The following is a 17,770-nucleotide window of genomic DNA, read 5'->3' as shown; positions in this document are numbered from 1 at the left end:
CACTATACGGCTATTCAGCCTTTGGACACGACGTCCAACAGCCATTGCGCACGCTGTTTCGCATAATCGTCATCGGCGCAGATCACCATGACGGTATCGTCCCCGGCAATGGTGCCGAGCACGCCATCGATGGGCTGCTTGTCGATCACACTTGCCACATACTGGGCCGCGCCAGACGGCGTGTGGACCACCACCAGATTCCTAGCCGCCGCGACCGAAGTGACCAGTCCCGAAAGCACACGATTCATCTGCTGTTCCGTTTTTGCATCAGGATTAGCCGATGCGCTTTCCTCCGGCTGTCTACCCAGCGCATAGGCCACGGTTCCGTCAGCCAAACGGGTTTTGGTGGCATGGATCTCGTCAAGATCGCGGCTCAAGGTGGCCTGGGTCACTTCGATGCCCTGATCCGCGAGAATCTGGGACAGCTGCGACTGCGAGGTGACGATGCGCGTCAGCAACGCCTGCTCGATGGCGCTCAATCGAGCGGCCCGTGTGGCAGGACGTTGCAGCGCAGGTGTTTGGTCCGTCATCAGGCCAGCAGGCTTTCATCGCCGCGGGTCTTGCCGGTAAGCCAAGTCAGCAGTGCCTTCTGCGCATGCAGACGGTTGCCGGCCTCGTCCCACACCACGGACTGTGGTCCGTCGATGACTTCGGAGGTGACTTCCTTGCCACGGTATGCCGGCAGGCAATGCTGGAAGATGGCGTCTTCCTTGGCATAAGACATGAGTTCGGCGTTCACCTGATAATCCCAGAACGGCTTGGAACGGATGGCGTATTCCGATTCTTCGCCCATGGAAACCCATGTATCGGTGAACACGCAGTCGGCGCCGGCGACCGCTTCCTTCGGATCGGTGGTCACCAACACGGAACCGCCGGTTTCGGATGCGATGGCTTCGGCATCGGCAACGATCTGCGGATCCGGCAGATAGCCGTTCGGCCCTGCGACACGCACGTTCATGCCGGCCACGGCGCCACCAAGCAGATAGGAGTTCGACATGTTGTTGGCCGCGTCGCCGAGATAGGCGATGGTCTGGTTTTTCAGATTGTCGACGCCACCACGATGTTCTGCGATAGTCTGGAAGTCGGCAAGAATCTGGCAGGGATGGAATTCATCCGTCAGAGCGTTCACCACCGGATGGGTGGAATACTTGGCCATTTCCTCGACACGATCCTGGCCAAAGGTGCGCCACACCACGCCATAGGCCATGCGGTCAAGCACGCGTGCGGTGTCGGCGACCGGTTCGCCACGGCCAAGCTGGGAGCCGGACTTGTCGATGACCAGCGGATAGCCGCCCAGTTCGGCAACGCCAATGGAGAAGCTGGAACGGGTTCGGGTACTCGGCTTGTCGAAGATCACCGCGATGCCCTGCGGGCCGGCGAATGGCTGATGGTAGAAACGATTGTTGTGGAATTTGATGGCGAGTTCGAGAACCTGCTTCTGTTCTTCATGGTTGAGATCGTCATCGCGCAACATGTGGCGCAATTCAGGAGTTGCCATTGTTGGCTCCTTTCAAAAGAGTTTCAGTTCGTTGTGATTGCCGGCTATGTTCAGTCGTTGGGAAGATCCGCGGGGATCTTCGCGAGGATGGAGATGGCCTGATCAATATCCTGTTCAGTCACCACCAGCGGAGGAACAAGACGAAGCGCATCTGGCGCCACCGCGTTGACGATCAAACCGTGCTCCAACGCCCAATTCATCGCCGCATGCGCACATGGATGGGCAAGTTCGACCGCATCGAGCAAGCCACGTCCACGCACGGAGACGAAAAGCGGATTGCCGCAAGCCATGATGCCGTCACGCAATTGCTGGCCACGCGCCTCGGCGTTGGACACAAGGCCGTCTTCCTCAATGGTTTCCAACGTGGCCATCGCGGCGGCCGCTCCGAGCGGATTGCCCGCAAAGGTGGAGCCGTGGGAGCCTGGGGTGAATAGTGCGGAAAGCTTGGCGCCGAAGGAGATCATGCCACCCATCGGGAAACCGCCTGCAACGCCCTTGGCGAAGGTTACGATATCCGGAACCACTCCGCCCGCGAGATCCTCACGCTGGAACGCGAACCAGGATCCGGTACGCCCGATACCCGTCTGGACCTCATCGATGATGAGCAGCGCGTTGTTGTCGTCGCACATCTGACGGGCCTTCTTCACATAGCCGGCCCCAAGCGGACGCACGCCAGCCTCACCTTGGATCAGTTCCATGATGACGGCGGCGACAGGTCCCTTGCCGTATTTGCCGGGACCGGTTTCGGCAAACGCGTCATGCAATGCGGCCTCGTCACCAGCTTCGACGAATTCGATATTGGGAACCAGCGGCTCGAACGCTTCTCGGATGGAGGGCTTCCACGTTGCGGACAGCGCGCCCATGGTACGCCCATGGAAGCCGTGGGTCATGGCGATGATACGTGCCGGCTTCCCGCCAATGGCAGGCGATGCGCCCGGCAAGGTGCGTCCATACAGTTTGGCAAGCTTCAATGCCGCCTCGTTGCCTTCCGCTCCGGAGTTGCCGAAATACACATGAGATCCCTCGGGAGCGTCCGCAAGCTCAATGAGCTTCGACGCCAGTTTGATCTGCGGCTCCGTGGCGAAGTAGTTGCTCACATGGGCGGCTTTGGCGGCCTGCTCGCTGACGGCCTTCACCCATTTCGGGTGGGCGTAGCCGAGTGCGTTCACCGCAATGCCCGCAAGGAAGTCGAGGTATTCATTGCCATCGACGTCCCAGACATGCGCGCCTTCTCCGTGGTCCATAACGCGAAGCGGCGTGCCGAACACGTTCATGTGCACTCGGGAGTACTTCCCCAGCCACTTGGCGTCCTCACTGCCGAGGTTTTCCAATTGTTCAGTTGCCATACGAGCTCCTCATTTCAATACCGTCTTCGGGAACGACCATGGTTCCAATGCCATCTGTGGTGAAAATCTCATTCAGGATGGAATGCGGCTTGCGTCCGTCGATGATATGGGCGCGAGGCACACCTCCGTCGATGGCCCTGACGCAGGCCTCCATCTTGGGACGCATGCCGCTTTCCAAATCCGGCAGCATATCGCGTAGGTTCTCCACGCCGATGCGTCCGATCAAAGAGTCCTTGTCTGGCCAATCGGCGTACAAGCCATCCACATCAGTCAACACGACCAGCTTGCTGGCTCCAAGGGCGGCCGCAAGCGCCGCAGCCGCGGAATCGGCGTTCACATTCAACACTTCGGTAGCATCATCCTCATTTGGAGCCACCGAGGAAACAACAGGAATGCGTCCGGCATTGATCAGATCCTCAACCGCGGATGCGTCGACGCTCACCACGTCGCCGACCAAACCAATATCGGTTGGAGAGCCATTGATGATCGGCTTGCGCTGCATGGCGGAAAAGAGCGCACCATCCTCGCCGGAAAGACCGACTGCGAACGGGCCATGGGCGTTGATCAATCCGACAAGTTCACGGGAAACCTTGCCCGTCAAAACCATACGCACCACATCCATGGCCTCCGGCGTGGTGACCCTCAGACCTCCCTTGAATTCCGACTTAATGCCCAAAGCCTTAAGCATGTGCGAGATCTGCGGGCCTCCGCCATGCACCACAACCGGATGCAAGCCGACCTGTCGCAGAAACACCATATCTTCAGCGAAACAGGCTTTGAGATGATCGTCGATCATCGCATTGCCGCCATATTTGATGACGATGCGCTGTCCGGCGAATTCCTCAAGCCATGGCAGTGCCTCAATCAGCACTTCCGCCTTTTGGTCGGCGCGCAAATCGGTATGCACGTCAAAATGGAATCCAGGTCCTTTGAGTTCCTTGGTCATTACCGTTCAATCAGCTTTCGTAATCTGCATTAATGTGTACGTATTCGTGGGTCAAATCGTCAGTCCAGACAGTTGCTTCCGCATTTCCCGCATGCAAATCTATGTCGATGTGCACCTCGCGCGGAGTCATGTCGACTTCGGATCGGTCGCGTCCGGCTCCGCCGTTCTCACAGATACGCACGCCATTGACATCAACCGTGACTTTATTGGAATCGTATGGCGCGACTTCCGGCGGCACGGTGCCCAACGAGCTGACGATACGTCCCCAATTCGGGTCATTGCCGGAAATGGCGCATTTAAGCAGGTTGGACGCGGCCACCGCACGACCGCAGGCAAGCGCCGCATCCTCCGTGGTGGCGCCGATCACCTTGACACGGATGTCGTGGCTCGCGCCTTCGCCATCGCCGATGATCTGGCGTGCCAGAGACGCCGTGGCCTGCGCAACGAGATCGTTGAATTCGTCCGGATCGGGTTCGATGCCCGAAGCGCCGGATGCGAGCAGGAGCACCGTATCGTTGGTGGACATGCATCCATCCACATCGATGCGGTTGAACGACATCTCCACTCCGGCATTCAATGCCGCCTGCAACTGGCCGGCGCTCACCACGGCATCCGTAGTGATGACGCACAGCATGGTGGCCAACTGCGGGGCAATCATGCCCGACCCCTTGACCATACCTCCGATATGGAAGCCGTTGGAGCCTTCCAACTCAACGGTTTTCGGCTTGGTGTCGGTGGTCATGATGGCATGGGACGCATCCGCACCGGCCTGAGCGGTATCGGCAAGGGCCGCGAACGCTTTGTCTGCGCCAGAAAGCACATGGTCAAGAGGCAGAAGCTCACCGATCAGGCCCGTGGAGCAGACCGCGATATCACTGTCTTTGGCACCTACAAGCGCCGCGACCTTTTGGGCCGTGGCCTTGGACTGCTCATATCCCGGCTGGCCGGTGCATGCGTTTGCGCCTCCGGAATTAAGGATGACGGCTTTCACATGACCGTCGGCCACGATCTTGCGCGTCCACTGCACGGGAGCTGCGCAGAAACGGTTCGAAGTGAACACTCCGGCAGCCATATCCAGCGGACCGTTATTGACCACAAGAGCCAGATCCTTCTTACCTTCGACTGCGGAAATACCGGCTTCCACGCCAGCCGCGGAAAAACCTTGCGCAAACGTTACGCTCATGGCGCCACTCCAATCTTTGTCAGTCCTGCATCTTCAGGAAGTCCCAGTGCTACATTCAACGACTGCACCGCTTGTCCGGCCGTGCCACGGTTGAGGTTGTCAATTGCCGCGAAGGCCAGCAAACGACTTGCCTTGCGGTCGACGGCCACCTGAATATGGGCCGCGTTCGATCCGATGATGTTGGCGGTGGCCGGCATAACGCCTTCAGGCAAAACAATCATGAAATCCTGATCCGCATATGCGTCAGCCCAAACCTGCCTGATTTCAGCATCCGACATGCTCAATGCTTTATCGGTTAGTTTAGCGGAAACCGAGGCAAGAATGCCACGGGCCATTGGCGCAAGAATAGGAGTGAATCCCAGCGTGAACTCATTTGCCGCAGCTGCGTTCTTTCCTGCAGCATGGGCGAAGTTCTGCAAAATCTCAGGAATATGACGATGAGTGCCGCCGACAGAATACGGTAATGCGGAACCGAATGCCTCAGCTGCAAGCAAATTGACGCGCTTCAGATTCTTCCCTGCGCCGGAGTAACCGACCACCAGATCGGCAACAATATCCGTCGGCTCAACAAGCCCTTGGGCAATGCCCGGCTGCAGCGCCAATGTGGTTGCGGTCACATTGCATCCCGGACCGGCAATACGCGTGGTTCCTGGAATCACTTCACGTTGGCGCCGGTAAGAACCATCTTCGGATATGCCGGTAATAAGCTCAGGCATGCCGTAAGTCCAGTGCTCATAGAAGTCACCGCCGTAGAACTCATCCCATGCGGTTTTTTCCTCAAGCCTATGGTCGGCCCCCAAGTCCACCACCACGGCATTCGGATCAAGCTGCGAGGCCAATGCGCCGGATGCCCCATGAGGCAGAGCAAGAATGATGACATCATGCCCATTAAGAACTTCCGGAGTGGTGTCTTCCACCACAAGGTCGGCAAGTTGCGGAATATGTGGCATATGCTTGCCAAGCTTGTCCCCAACGGACGAATGCCCGGTCACGCACGTCACTTCGAAATATGGATGGGCCGCGAGGATACGGAGGGCCTCGCCTCCCGCATATCCGGTCGCGCCGGCCACGGCTACTGTGTATTTGGCCATAGTCACGTCTCTTTTCATTGACTCACTGAAAACACATTCAGCATACACTTTATGCACTATATTGCATAATTATGCATTCGTTTCGTGTCGCATAGTGGTCATTGCGTGACTATGACGATTATCAGAAGACAAGGAAACACGCCGAATCAGGCGGTGATCGACTCGTCTCCTTGGCCTGATCCCGCACCGCCAAGCATGTACTGCAAGGTCTCGTTATACAGGTCGGCGACGGATAGTCCATGCATCGCCAACCAAATCACGGCCAAAGTATACAGCACGTTGATGATCACCGCGGCGAGAGCCAAGCCATGCCCTTTCATGTGGAGCTTCTTGGTGCGCCACATCGAGATTGCGCCGACCAACGCAGGAAGGACCGGCACCGGCATCAGCACGGCAAACACGAGAGACATGATCGCATAGGCATCCCAATGGCCGTATGCGGGATTCTGCCGGGGATCGTTGAGATCCAGATTCGGCAGATAGGGCATATTGCCCTGCTGTGGATATTGGTTCGGATCATACGGATTTGACCCATACGGATTGGCGCCGTATGGATTCTGTTGTCCGTTCGCATTGTACGGAGGCATTGGCTGCTGCCCGTTTGGAGGGTATTGCCCCGTTTGATATTGCATATTCTGCTGCTGGACGGCATCCACAGGTTGCGGTTCAGGTTCAGGCGCGCCATACACGTACGGATCGTAGCCGGCTGGCAGCTGACTGCTCATCGCGCCATATTCGGGTTGGTTGATTTGACCATACTCCGGCTGTGAAGGCGCAGCGGCACCAGAAGATGACGAAACCGGAGCAGCATCAGCCGTCTCCTGACGTTCGTCGGTGTTGTTCGGCTGATACTGTTCCGGTTCGTTCATAATCATCCTCTGTTCTTGGGAAGGTCGAGATCAGGCGCGCAGCTGCGCACCCAGTTTGGACGCTTCATCCACAATACGCTTGCGGATAGCTTCGCTGTCTTCGGAGGCGAGAGTCTTATCCGAAGCACGGAATGTGACCGCGTAGGCCAAGGACTTCTCTCCTTCGCCCAGCTGGTCGCCGGTGTACACATCGAACAGCTCAATGCTTTCAAGACTGTTTCCGGCGGCTTCGACGATGACCTGCTTGAGTTCAGCGGCCGTAACGTCGGTGGACACCGTGAAAGCCAGATCCTGTTTGACCGGCGGGAAGGTGGAAATCGGCTTGGCCTGCACCGGCTTGCCGCTCAACGTGGCGAACAGCGCGGTCAAATCCAATTCGAAGGCCGCGGAATGGGCAGGGAAGCCCAACGCCTCGTTGACATGCGGGTGAAGCTCGCCGACCATGCCGACGAATACGTCACCGGCCATCACGCGGGCTGCACGGCCCGGATGCCATTGTGCCGACACATCTTCAGCCTTCGGCTGATCCAGTGTGAGAGCTGCGCCAATACGGTCGGAGATGCGCTGCACCGCCTCGACGGCGTCAGACCAATCCACTGCGCGGCGGTCGCCCAGCCAACCGGAGTCAACGGCGTTGCCGGTCAGAATGCCAGCAACGTGCATCGGCTGTTCCGGAAGACCGGCATCAAGCGCGGCAAGCTGCTCGTCCGTCGGCTTGACGGCACCCGGCAGCGCCGGAATCGCCGGAGCGTTCGGATTCCACAGATACACGTGGCCAATCTCATACAGCGACACATTCTCCACACCGCGACGCAGATTGCGCTGAACGGTCTGTGCCAGCGTTGGAATAATGTCACGACGCAGGAACGGACGATCACCGGCGAGCGGGTTGGCGATCTCCACGCTGATGTTCTTCGTCTCAGCGGCGTCCAACGCGAAGTTCTTGTAATCCTCATCGCCGACGAATGGATAGCTCAACGTTTCCACCATGCCGTATTCGGCAAGTTCATCGGCAACCTGACGCTTACGCAGCTGCTCAGCAGTCAGACCGACCCTGCCTTCGACCGGTGCCGGCGGCACGGTGACGGGAATCTCGTCATATCCGACAAGACGTGCCACTTCCTCAACCAGATCGCACGGCTCGTTCAAGTCGGGGCGCCAACTCGGAGGCACCACGGAAAACTCGCCGTTGCCGCCTCCTGCGACAGAGCAACCGATATCGGTAAGAATGTCGCTGATGGTGTTCACGTCCGTATCAAGTCCTGCCACACGAGCCACTTCCGAAGCTTTGAACAGGATCGGACGGCGGTTAGAGACGGTATTGAAGTCGGTCGGGTGCTCGCTCGGCTCGCCATTGCCGTACTTGACCATCAGTTCGGCCGCCATCTGGGCGGCTGCCGGCTGCAGCTGGTCGTCCACACCGCGTTCGAAACGACGGGAGGCTTCGGACGGAATCTTGTGACGGCGTGCGGAACGCGCGATCGACACCTGATCGAAGTGCGCGGATTCCAGCAGGATGTTCTTGGTCTCAGCGGTAACCTCGCCGTACAGACCACCCATGACGCCGGCGATGCCGAGCACACGGGAACCGCGCTCACCGTTCGGGGAATCGGTGATCAGCAGATCTTCGATGCTCAGATCATGGTCCTTGCCATCCAGTGTGGTGAGTTTCTCACCCTCATTGGCGCGGCGCACCACAATCGGTCCTTCGATCTTATCCAAATCGTAGGCGTGCATCGGCTGTCCCAAGTCGAGCATCACATAGTTGGTGATGTCTACAGCCAAGGAGATGGAACGCATGCCTGCACGGGCCAGACGGCGACGCATCCAGTTCGGCGTATGGCTGGCCGGATCGAAGCCCTTGACCGCGCGAGCGTAATAGCGATCGCATCCAACCACACCGTGAATCGGATTATTGTCGTCGACGATCACTTCGATATCGGTCTTGGTGCCTTCCGGCAGACCCTTAGTGATCGGCGCCTTCTCATTCAGAGCGACAGCAGGATCAGTGTAGGCGGCACCGGTGGAATGATGGTATTCGCGAGACACGCCACGGTATGAGAACGCGTAGCCGCGATCCGGAGTGATGTTAATCTCCAGCAGCGGCTCATCCAAGTGCAGCAGGTGCATGGCGTCGTCGCCCGGCTGGAGCTTCTCATACTCTTCCGGGGTGAAGCCGTACTTGCGCAACAGGATGATGCCATCATGGTTATCGCCCAAACCAAGCTCACGCTCGGAAGCGCACATTCCGTTGGAGATATGACCGTAGGTCTTACGCGGCTCGATCTTAAAATCGCCCGGAAGCACAGCGCCGGGAAGCGTCACGACGACCTTCTCGCCTGCGGCCATGTTCGGAGCGCCGCAGATGATGCCGCGCGGCACCTTGTTGCCGTTCTCATCGGTTTCGTTGTATTCGTCACCGACGTCGACATGGCACCAGTTGATGATCTTGCCGTTCTTCTGCGGTTCCGGAGTGGCATCGACCACGTAGCCGACGACAATCGGACCAACCAGCTGGGAGGTGTGAATCTCTTCCTCTTCGAGACCGACCTTCACCAGATCCTTGGCAAGCTGTTCGTACGTAAGACCTTCCGGAACCTCGACGTGGTCCTTGAGCCAATCAATGTCAACCATTGGCATGGGTCAATCACTCCCCCATCACAAACTGTTCGCTGAATCGCACGTCGCCTTCGACCAGGTCGTGCATGTCGTTGATGTCATGGCGCAGCAGCAGGGTACGCTCCACGCCGACGCCGAAGGCGAAGCCGGTGTAGACCTCGGGATCGAGGCCTGCGGACTTCAGCACGTTCGGGTTGACCATGCCGCAGCCGCCCCATTCAAGCCAGCCTGCGCCACCCTTCTTATCGGGGAACCACAGGTCGAGTTCGGCGCTCGGCTCGGTGAACGGGAAATAGCTCGGGCGCAGACGGGTCTTGGCTTCCGGACCGAACATGGCCACGGCAAGCTTATCGAGCACGCCCTTCAGATCGGCCATGGTCAGATGCTTGTCGACCGCAAGAGCCTCCACCTGGTGGAACACCGGCGTATGGGTGGCGTCGAGCTCATCGGTGCGGAACACACGGCCTGGGCATGCGATGTACAGCGGCACGCCACGGGTGAGCAGACCACGCACCTGATCGGAGGAGGTCTGGGTGCGCAGCACCATGTTGGATCCGACGAAGCCTGCGGCATCCTTGGCCTGATTGCCCTTGACGTAGAAGGTATCCTGCATCTGACGTGCCGGATGATCGGGACCGAAGTTCAGCGCGTCGAAGTCGTACCATTCGGTTTCCACTTCAGGACCGTCGGAAATCTGCCAGCCCATGGAGATGAAGAAGTCTTCGACATCCTCCATCAGCTTCGGCAACGGATGGCGCGCGCCAAGCGGCTTACGATTGACCGGAAGGGTCATGTCCACGGTTTCGGCGGCAAGCGCACGGGCCTCTTCCTCGGCTTTGACCTGCTGTTCCTTGGTGCCATACGCACGACCGAAATCGGCGCGCAGCTTGCCCATAATCTTGCCGGCGTCTTTCTTCTGGTCCTTCGGCAACGCGCCGATGGCCTTGCTGGCCTGCGTCATCGCGGATTCCGCTCCGGCGTACTGCGTCTTGATGGCTTTCAATTCCTCCATGCTGGAGGCGTTTTCGATTTTCGCGATGCCCTCGGCAACCGCATCGGTTACCGCTTGGGCGTCGAATACCGCACCTTCTGCCACGAGATACCTTTCTCATTTCCCGTTTGTTTTACGCGAAAAACGCGCAATTTCAACGTTTTCCGACTTTACATTCTTTCAACATGACTCGACATAGCCAAGCTCAGCAGCATTACCGCCGAACTGGTACCGAGGTTCAAGGATTCCGCTTTGCCATAGAGCGGTATGGACACGATCCTATCGGTTCGTTCCAAAACTTCCTTGGTCAATCCACGCGCCTCATTGCCAAACAACACCGCTTTGGCTCCGGCAAGCGTTTCCGGCGCGGCGATTACATCCGTCAGGGATTCCGGCTGTCGGGAATCCGTGCCATATACATCGGCCGCATACACTGCCAGCTCGTGAGTATCGCACCATGCAAAGAAGTCGTCTGTTCCCATGGCCAGAATCGGAAGGTGGAACAGTGATCCCGCAGTGGAGCGGATCACTTTCGGATTGAACACGTCCACGCAGTCGTCGACCAATACCACGGCAGAGCAGCCGGCCGCATCGGCGGAACGGATCACGGTTCCAGCGTTACCGGGATCGCGGACCTGCCAAAACGCGGCGACCATCGCATGTCCGTCGAAATCGTCTGGAACAGCGGATGAATCAAGGAAAGCCTGCATGTCTGCGACGGCAAGCACGCCTTGCGCGTCGGCGCTCATACGGTGCATCACCGCATGAGTGACCTTGTGCACATACACGCCGGATTGCATGGCCTTGCCCGCCATCTGCGCGACGACAGGTGTCACAAACGAGGCATCGGGCTGTGCTGACTCGACCTCAACGTAAAGGTCCTCGACAATCCCAGGATGGTATGTCAGCAGCTCACGCACCGACTGCGGGCCTTCCACCATGAAATGGCCGGACCGTTTCCGCCCTTTTCGATCGGCAAGTTCGGACACGCGGTGGACGCGCTCCGACTTGGTGTTCGCAATGACTTCGGATTTTATAGGCATACGCGTTAGCCTAACACCATTGCCGCAACGAATGCCCCGTTCATGTCGTGTTTTTGATTCAGAAAAGTGGAGAATCGCGAATCCAACCTGGTACGCTCAACAACCTGTCGAAGTTCGCGTTGACGCTGCTCATTGTGGTGCTGGTGGTCATCACATTGCTGAACGTACGTGAACGTAAGTATGAGATCGGCGTACTTACCGCGATCGGTGCGAACAAAGTCAAGGTTGCGGCGCAGTTCGGTCGCGATATGCAGGGTGTCGATGGACGCTTCGCTCCCCTTATTTCGCCCCATATTCGGCATGTCATGAATTTGGCAGGCCGAGTATGGGGCTTTTGCACATCCATGAAAGATATGCACAGCTTGCGAGTGTGTCTCACCGCTTTCGATTGGTTTGCGAACATCGGTTCGTTACACTGATTGTCTGACTTATTGTCTGATTACGGTTGGGCGCGCGACATCATCCCATGAATGTTGGAGGTACAAGCATGAACGTCACGGTGTATTTAGGAGCTCACGAAGGCAACAACCCCGTATACAAGCAGGCCGTGGCGGAGCTGGCCATATGGATTGCCGAGAACGGGCACCGTTTGGTGTATGGCGGTTCCAACGAGGGGCTGATGGCAGTCATCGCCGACACTGTGCTTGAGCATGGCGGCAAGGTGACCGGTATCGAAGCGCAGATGTTCGTGGACAAGGGTGTCGCGCATAAGAATCTGACCCAACTCACCATCGTGCCGAACATCACCGAACGACGCACGCGCATGATCGAGCTTGGCGACGTATTCATTGCATTCCCCGGGGGCACGGGAACGTTGGAGGAGATCAGCGAGGTCGTGTCCAAAGTCTGTCTTGACCAGTTGGCACAGCCTTGCATTTTCTATAATCTCAACGGTTTCTACGATGATATGAAGGCGCTGCTGCATCGCATGATCGACGATGGCTTCTCCACAGGGGAACGCCAGCATGGTATCTATTTCGCTTCGGATCTTGCCGAGATAGAGCATATTATCGCCATGCACAAGGCATAGGCGGCTCAGTCAGGCCGTTTTTATTCGACAGGTCTTTTTCAAGAAAACGGGGACGCCCAAACGACCCTCATAATCGGCCGGAATATCCTTCAACCGGCCCATCACAACCGGCATGCACCCACATGCCCCGCAGCGCATCCGGTCAACTCCGGGATGCTTTGTTTGCCGAACCTGCTGATCGGATGGAACCCGTATCCGTCGGCCACGCGAAGAATGGATTTGCGTTTTTATTGTCTGCATGTTTTACAGTTTCGTTACCATGAACATCCCGTTTGTCCTGCTGTACATTTTCCTCGGCGGCGTGTTCCTGTTCTCCGCCTATTCGCTCTGGGAGAAAGACAAAAACAATCGGAGGTAATGCAGAATGGACAGCAAGACACTTCTTTCCTTGAACCATTTAAGCGTCTGGTACACCGCAGATCACCCCTTACTTTCTGATTTTTCACTGGATTTAGGGGCAGCGGAAGATCAGTCATTTCGGTATTTCACATTCCGGGAATATCTAACGTATGTGGCGGCGTCCTATGGTGTCCCGCTGCCAGATCTGTCTGGCCTCATAAGGGGATTTCACTTTGAGAACTATGCCAATGTTCTTCTATCGGTCGCGGATCTTCTTCCACTGCCTGCCATAGCGCTTGCCCGCGGAGTGGCCGCGCGTGAAATGCTCGTACTGCCGCTCAGCTTCCTTGCGATGCTTCTCACAGTATTGCTCGCCGTCCTCGCAAAGGTTCGGGCAGTCGGGGTGGCGGCAGGGGCGTCTTGGTTTTCTCGGCATGCGTGCCGCCTCCTTTCGGACAATAGAAAAGCCCCGAAAGGATTACTCCTTTAGAGGCTTGAAACAGGCCGTCCGGACCGCGTTCTCCTTCTTTCGGCTTGTTATCTACGATGGGCGCCATGGGTGCTTATAGAGAGCGGTTCGCGGTAACGCTACGCTTGCAGGACGGTTGAAACCTGAGTATTTATTTAATCCAGTTAGACGTAGTGCTTTGTGATACACATTGGCAATAAAAATCTTGAAAGACGCTAAGCGGCTATGCGGGAATTACTACATGAGGATAATTTCCTACGATATACCCTGCAGCGCAAAGGCAAGGTATATTTGTGGGAAACGAGCAATCAATATGCATGAACGGCGCATGTCGCCAAGGAGATGGTTTCGACATGGACAAGGATTTCCTTGCGATTTTTAATGCCATAAAGGCTGATGGGGCGAATGCAGACTATACCAAGCGCGGCATCGATCCGCTCTACTCCGTCGGGGCTGGCGCTCGCATCGTGATTATCGGGCAGGCACCAGGCGCGGTGGCGGAAGAGACGCGCATCCCCTGGAACGACAAGTCAGGAGAGCGTCTGCGCGATTGGCTGGGTGTTTCTCGCGAGACGTTTTATGATCCTGAGCGGGTGGCGCTTCTCCCCATGGACTTTTATTTTCCGGGACATGGCAGGTCGGGCGATCTACCGCCGCGCAAGGGATTCGCCGAGCAGTGGCATCCTGCACTCTTGGCGCTCATGCCCAATGTTCGGCTCACTGTGCTTGTGGGCGCATATGCCGTCCGCAGGTACCTGCATCTCAAGAATTCGGACAGCCTTACAACCGTGGTGCGCGATTATGATGCCTATATCGGCCGGGGATTCTTCCCTTTGGTACATCCGTCGCCGCGCAACCAGCTATGGATGAGCAGGAATCCTTGGTTCGAGGCCGAGACCTTGCCTGCACTCAAGGCACAGGTCAACGCGGCGCTTGAACAGAGGTAAGTGGTTACGAAATCATCTGTGACGATAACTTCCAGCCATACAAGGAGGTTCATTCATGCAGAGAAGGACGTTGGGGACTCGTGAGGCGCTTGAAGGCATCCTCGAAGATGCCGCGACGCCAAGGTGGCGAGAGCGTTCGCGAGTGACTATGGCTATGACCTCGTCAGTCTTCTGCTGACCGGTGATGAATGCTCGTATGTGATGGGAAACCCGCCGTTCATCGGCCATCAGCAGCACACGCAGCAGATCAAGGATGATATGGAACTGGTGTGCGGCAAGGCCGGAGGCTCGCTGGATTATGTGGCTGGATGGTATTTTAAAGCTATTGATTTCCTTGACGGGAATCCCTCCGCGCAATTCGCGTTCGTATCCCCGAATAGCATCACACAAAGCCAGCAAGTCGCCCCGCTATTCAAGCATGTGATCGAACGAGGGTGGCGTATCCGGTTCGCTCACCGTACGTTCTGCTGGGACGCTCAGACTACGGACAATGCGAACGTGCATGTCGTCATTGTCGGATTCGACAGAGGCACAAACGCTCCTGCGTTGTATGAATACGACGACATTAACGGTGAACCTGTGGAAGCACGTCCGGCTCATATCAACGGTTATTTATTGGATGCGTCTGATGTGTTCGTGGAGGCGAGGAGTCAGAAGACCGGTCCGTAAGGTCTTTGCCGTCCCAGATGGAAGAAATTCTGTAGGAATAAGGAGAGCCTCCCCAATTTGGAGAGGCTCTCCTTATAACCAATCTGGCTACCTTCTGATTACCCTTGGAGTCCAAAACAGCTTGATTTCAAGGGAAACTGGGTATAGGCCTCAGATGTGGAAATACAGCTCGTACTCCAGCGGGGTCGGAGCCAGACGAGCCTGGTCGATTTCGCCGCGCTTGATGCCGATCCAGGTTTCGATCAGGTCATCGGTGAAGACGTCGCCTGCGGTGAGGAAGTCGTGATCTTCCTCAAGGGCGTCCATGGCCTCGGCCAGGGAGCTCGGAACCTGCTTGATGCCTGCATGCTCTTCCGGCGGCAGCTCGTACAGATCCTTGTCGACCGGCTCCGGCGGTTCGATGTGGTTCAGGATGCCGTCCAGGCCTGCCATCAGCTGTGCGGAGAAGGCGAGGAACGGGTTGCAGGACGGATCCGGAGCGCGGAACTCGATGCGCTTTGCAGCCGGGGAGGTGCCGGCCAGCGGAATACGGATGGCGGCGGAACGGTTACGTGCGGAGTACACCAGGTTGACCGGCGCTTCGAAGCCCGGAACCAGACGGTGGTAGGAGTTCAGAGACGGGTTAGTGAAAGCAAGCACAGAGGAGGAGTGCTTGATCAAGCCGCCGATGTACCAGCGGGCGAGGTCGGACAGGCCACCGTAGTTCTTCTCATCGTAGAACAGCGGCTTGCCATCCTTCCACAGGGACTGGTGGCAGTGCATGCCAGTACCGTTGTCGCCTGCGATCGGCTTCGGCATGAAGGTTGCGGCCTTGCCTGCCAGAGCGGCGGTCTCGTGAACGACGTACTTGTACTTCATCAGGTCATCGCCTGCGTGCTGCAGGGAGTTGAAGCGGTAGTTGATCTCCTGCTGGCCAGCGCCGGCGACCTCGTGGTGGGAACGCTCGAGGATCAGGCCGACCTTCTGCAGGTTGGCGACCATGTCGTCGCGCAGATCCTGAGTGTGGTCGATCGGCGGAACCGGGAAGTAGCCGCGCTTGACGCGGTTCTTGAATGCGATGTTCGGGGTGCCGTCGTCTTCGGTGTCGATGCCGGAGTTCCACGGAGCTTCAATGGAGTCGACCTCGTAGAAGGAGCGCTGCATGCTGTTCTCGAAGCGCACCTTGTCGAAGATGAAGAACTCAGCTTCCGGAGCGAAGGAAGCGGTGTCGGCGATGCCGGTGGACTTCAGGTAGGCCTCGGCCTTGCCTGCGACCTGACGCGGATCGCGAGAGTACGGCTCGTCAGTCAGCGGGTCGACGATGGAGAAGGCCACGTCGAGGGTCTTGTGCTTGCGGAACGGATCGACGAATGCGGTGGAAACGTCCGGCACCAACTTCATATCGGACTCGTTGATGGCCTGGAAGCCTTCCACGGAGGAGCCATCGAACGGCATGCCGTCGGTGAAGGCATCCTTCAGGAATTCGCTTGCCGGCACGGTGAAGTGCTGCTGAACACCGATCAGATCAGTGAAGCGAACGGAGACATACTCGATGCCTTCCTTGTTGATAAGGGCCTCAGCATCAGCCTTGGTTTCAAGTGCAGTCACGGGACCGCTCCTTTCGAATAAGTAACTTACAGGCTCTTAGTCTAAGAACGCGCGTTTCGCTCACTCGCCAATTGGGTTACGAGAATGTTTCGTAATGACATATTCGAAGGATGATTTCGCGGAAAACTGGGATTCAATTGTTACGAACACGCATATTCGCCTGCGCAAAACCGTTCAATTTGCGGACACTCGTGTCGTCACACCGTCCGTAACGCCAGTTCTTTTCCAGGCAACACCCTTACGTAGGCTCGTGGAACGATGAAATAAAAAAGAACCTCGATTGACATGCCAATCGAGGTTCCTGCACGTTATATCGGATTATCAGTCCTAGGCATCAGCGGCCGCGCATGGCACGACGGCTGACACGCTGCGGATGCATCGGGTCGACACCCTTCGGAATGCCCATGCCGTTCTTCATCTGCAGAGTGCGCAGACGCTCGTTGAGAATGCTCAACTCGGTTTTGGTGAGCACGAAACGGCTCTTCGGATGGATGGCAGCCACCAGCTTGTTCTTGTGGTGGGTCGGCAGGTAGCTCTTGCAGTCGAGCACGGTCTTACGCAGGTTCTTCAGGCTCGTCTGGTTCTTGCCCTGGCCGACGTAGATGCGGTAAACAGGAATATCGGATCCGGCGGTCACGCCCTTGATGTTCTGTTCCTGACGATCCATGGCACGCTTGACACGGCCGTATTCGCCTTCACCCAACAGATAAATACCATTGTAGCCGGTACCGCGCCAGATGGCGTCCTTGGTCTTCGGATCAACCCACACCGGTTCCTGCGGAAAGTTGAAGCCAGCCTTGTTGACGTTGCCGAGCACGCTGATGGCAGCTCCATGACGGCCTTCAAGCTTGGCGTATCCAACCTTGTCGGCACGGTTGGTGAGCATCATGGTGGCGAACAGCAAGCCAAGCATGACGGCCAGGATCATGGACGTGACCCATCCGATCACCGACCACTTGAATACGATGCCAAGCACCACGAATACGATGATCGGCGCCACGAACACGCCTCCGCACAGCCACGGAAGAGCCTTGTCTTCGGCATGGGTGTACTTGAAGATCTGAATGACCTGTTTGATGGTGCTCTGCTTCTTCTTTGGCTCTTCTTTGTCTGCCATCGACTTCCTCACTTGGTTATGCGGTT

General features: G+C 57.3%; 17 protein-coding genes. 4 read left to right on the top strand and 13 right to left on the bottom strand.

Going from position 1 to position 17,770, the window contains the following annotated elements; translation table 11 throughout:
- Nucleotides 1–14: 14 nt before the first annotated feature.
- The 10 genes from argR to NBH13_RS00385 all read right to left on the bottom strand — a co-directional run bounded on the left by argR (nucleotide 15) and on the right by NBH13_RS00385 (nucleotide 11,586).
- Nucleotides 15–530, bottom strand: a complete 516-nt coding sequence (argR, locus tag NBH13_RS00430) for an arginine repressor (RefSeq protein WP_004222349.1) — start codon at nucleotides 528–530, stop codon at nucleotides 15–17.
- Nucleotides 530–1,498, bottom strand: coding sequence for an ornithine carbamoyltransferase (gene argF / locus NBH13_RS00425; protein WP_099595886.1), 969 nt, complete (start codon nucleotides 1,496–1,498; stop codon nucleotides 530–532). Before argF ends, argR begins: the two co-directional genes overlap by 1 nt.
- A gap of 50 nt (nucleotides 1,499–1,548) precedes the next feature.
- On the bottom strand, nucleotides 1,549–2,844 hold the full coding sequence (locus NBH13_RS00420; protein WP_250778502.1) for an acetylornithine transaminase: 1,296 nt from the start codon (nucleotides 2,842–2,844) through the stop codon (nucleotides 1,549–1,551).
- Entirely contained in the window at nucleotides 2,834–3,790 is a 957-nt protein-coding gene (gene argB / locus NBH13_RS00415; RefSeq protein ID WP_065435325.1) for an acetylglutamate kinase, read from the bottom strand. Before argB ends, NBH13_RS00420 begins: the two co-directional genes overlap by 11 nt.
- Before the next feature lie 10 nt (nucleotides 3,791–3,800).
- Nucleotides 3,801–4,973, bottom strand: a complete 1,173-nt coding sequence (gene argJ / locus NBH13_RS00410; protein WP_250778500.1) for a bifunctional glutamate N-acetyltransferase/amino-acid acetyltransferase ArgJ — start codon at nucleotides 4,971–4,973, stop codon at nucleotides 3,801–3,803.
- Nucleotides 4,970–6,064, bottom strand: coding sequence for an N-acetyl-gamma-glutamyl-phosphate reductase (argC, locus tag NBH13_RS00405; RefSeq protein ID WP_099571199.1), 1,095 nt, complete (start codon nucleotides 6,062–6,064; stop codon nucleotides 4,970–4,972). Before argC ends, argJ begins: the two co-directional genes overlap by 4 nt.
- A gap of 146 nt (nucleotides 6,065–6,210) precedes the next feature.
- The gene (locus tag NBH13_RS00400; protein WP_180753691.1) at nucleotides 6,211–6,939 is read right to left on the bottom strand and encodes a DUF4190 domain-containing protein; all 729 of its coding nucleotides are present in this window, start codon (nucleotides 6,937–6,939) and stop codon (nucleotides 6,211–6,213) included.
- Between the two features lie 24 nt (nucleotides 6,940–6,963).
- The gene (gene pheT, locus NBH13_RS00395) at nucleotides 6,964–9,573 is read right to left on the bottom strand and encodes a phenylalanine--tRNA ligase subunit beta (protein WP_099571201.1); all 2,610 of its coding nucleotides are present in this window, start codon (nucleotides 9,571–9,573) and stop codon (nucleotides 6,964–6,966) included.
- Between the two features lie 7 nt (nucleotides 9,574–9,580).
- On the bottom strand, nucleotides 9,581–10,648 hold the full coding sequence (gene pheS, locus NBH13_RS00390) for a phenylalanine--tRNA ligase subunit alpha (protein ID WP_004222372.1): 1,068 nt from the start codon (nucleotides 10,646–10,648) through the stop codon (nucleotides 9,581–9,583).
- 65 nt (nucleotides 10,649–10,713) lie between these two features.
- Complete coding sequence (locus NBH13_RS00385) at nucleotides 10,714–11,586, bottom strand: TrmH family RNA methyltransferase (protein WP_144170969.1); 873 nt, start codon at nucleotides 11,584–11,586, stop codon at nucleotides 10,714–10,716.
- 53 nt (nucleotides 11,587–11,639) lie between these two features.
- Between NBH13_RS00385 and NBH13_RS00380 the strand changes: the two genes are divergently transcribed.
- Both NBH13_RS00380 and NBH13_RS00375 read left to right on the top strand, forming a co-directional pair.
- The gene (locus NBH13_RS00380) at nucleotides 11,640–12,005 is read left to right on the top strand and encodes an FtsX-like permease family protein (protein WP_250778498.1); all 366 of its coding nucleotides are present in this window, start codon (nucleotides 11,640–11,642) and stop codon (nucleotides 12,003–12,005) included.
- A 68-nt stretch (nucleotides 12,006–12,073) separates the two neighbouring features.
- Nucleotides 12,074–12,616: an LOG family protein gene (locus NBH13_RS00375; protein WP_099571203.1), complete on the top strand. Its 543-nt coding sequence runs from the start codon at nucleotides 12,074–12,076 to the stop codon at nucleotides 12,614–12,616.
- A gap of 595 nt (nucleotides 12,617–13,211) precedes the next feature.
- Here NBH13_RS00375 and NBH13_RS00370 read toward each other — a convergent pair.
- The gene (locus tag NBH13_RS00370) at nucleotides 13,212–13,391 is read right to left on the bottom strand and encodes a DUF8602 domain-containing protein (protein WP_143433385.1); all 180 of its coding nucleotides are present in this window, start codon (nucleotides 13,389–13,391) and stop codon (nucleotides 13,212–13,214) included.
- A 386-nt stretch (nucleotides 13,392–13,777) separates the two neighbouring features.
- Between NBH13_RS00370 and NBH13_RS00365 the strand changes: the two genes are divergently transcribed.
- Nucleotides 13,778–14,371 (top strand): uracil-DNA glycosylase family protein, encoded by a 594-nt coding sequence (locus NBH13_RS00365; protein WP_144164414.1) that lies wholly within the window; start codon nucleotides 13,778–13,780, stop codon nucleotides 14,369–14,371.
- A 123-nt stretch (nucleotides 14,372–14,494) separates the two neighbouring features.
- On the top strand, nucleotides 14,495–15,040 hold the full coding sequence (locus NBH13_RS00360; protein WP_250778496.1) for a DNA methyltransferase: 546 nt from the start codon (nucleotides 14,495–14,497) through the stop codon (nucleotides 15,038–15,040).
- A gap of 150 nt (nucleotides 15,041–15,190) precedes the next feature.
- On the opposite strand, the gene glnA is transcribed toward NBH13_RS00360, so the two are convergent.
- Both glnA and NBH13_RS00350 read right to left on the bottom strand, forming a co-directional pair.
- The gene (gene glnA, locus NBH13_RS00355; protein WP_055063452.1) at nucleotides 15,191–16,627 is read right to left on the bottom strand and encodes a type I glutamate--ammonia ligase; all 1,437 of its coding nucleotides are present in this window, start codon (nucleotides 16,625–16,627) and stop codon (nucleotides 15,191–15,193) included.
- Nucleotides 16,628–16,961: 334 nt separating this feature from the next.
- On the bottom strand, nucleotides 16,962–17,744 hold the full coding sequence (locus tag NBH13_RS00350) for a DUF4191 domain-containing protein (RefSeq protein ID WP_099571207.1): 783 nt from the start codon (nucleotides 17,742–17,744) through the stop codon (nucleotides 16,962–16,964).
- Nucleotides 17,745–17,770: the final 26 nt, after the last annotated feature.

The sequence above is a fragment of the Bifidobacterium intestinale genome (assembly GCF_023656765.1).
In the GTDB taxonomy this organism is placed as follows: Bacteria; Actinomycetota; Actinomycetes; order Actinomycetales; family Bifidobacteriaceae; genus Bifidobacterium; species Bifidobacterium hominis.
The sequence above is the reverse complement of the archived record's forward strand: the minus strand, read 5'-3'. Positions and strand labels throughout refer to the sequence as shown.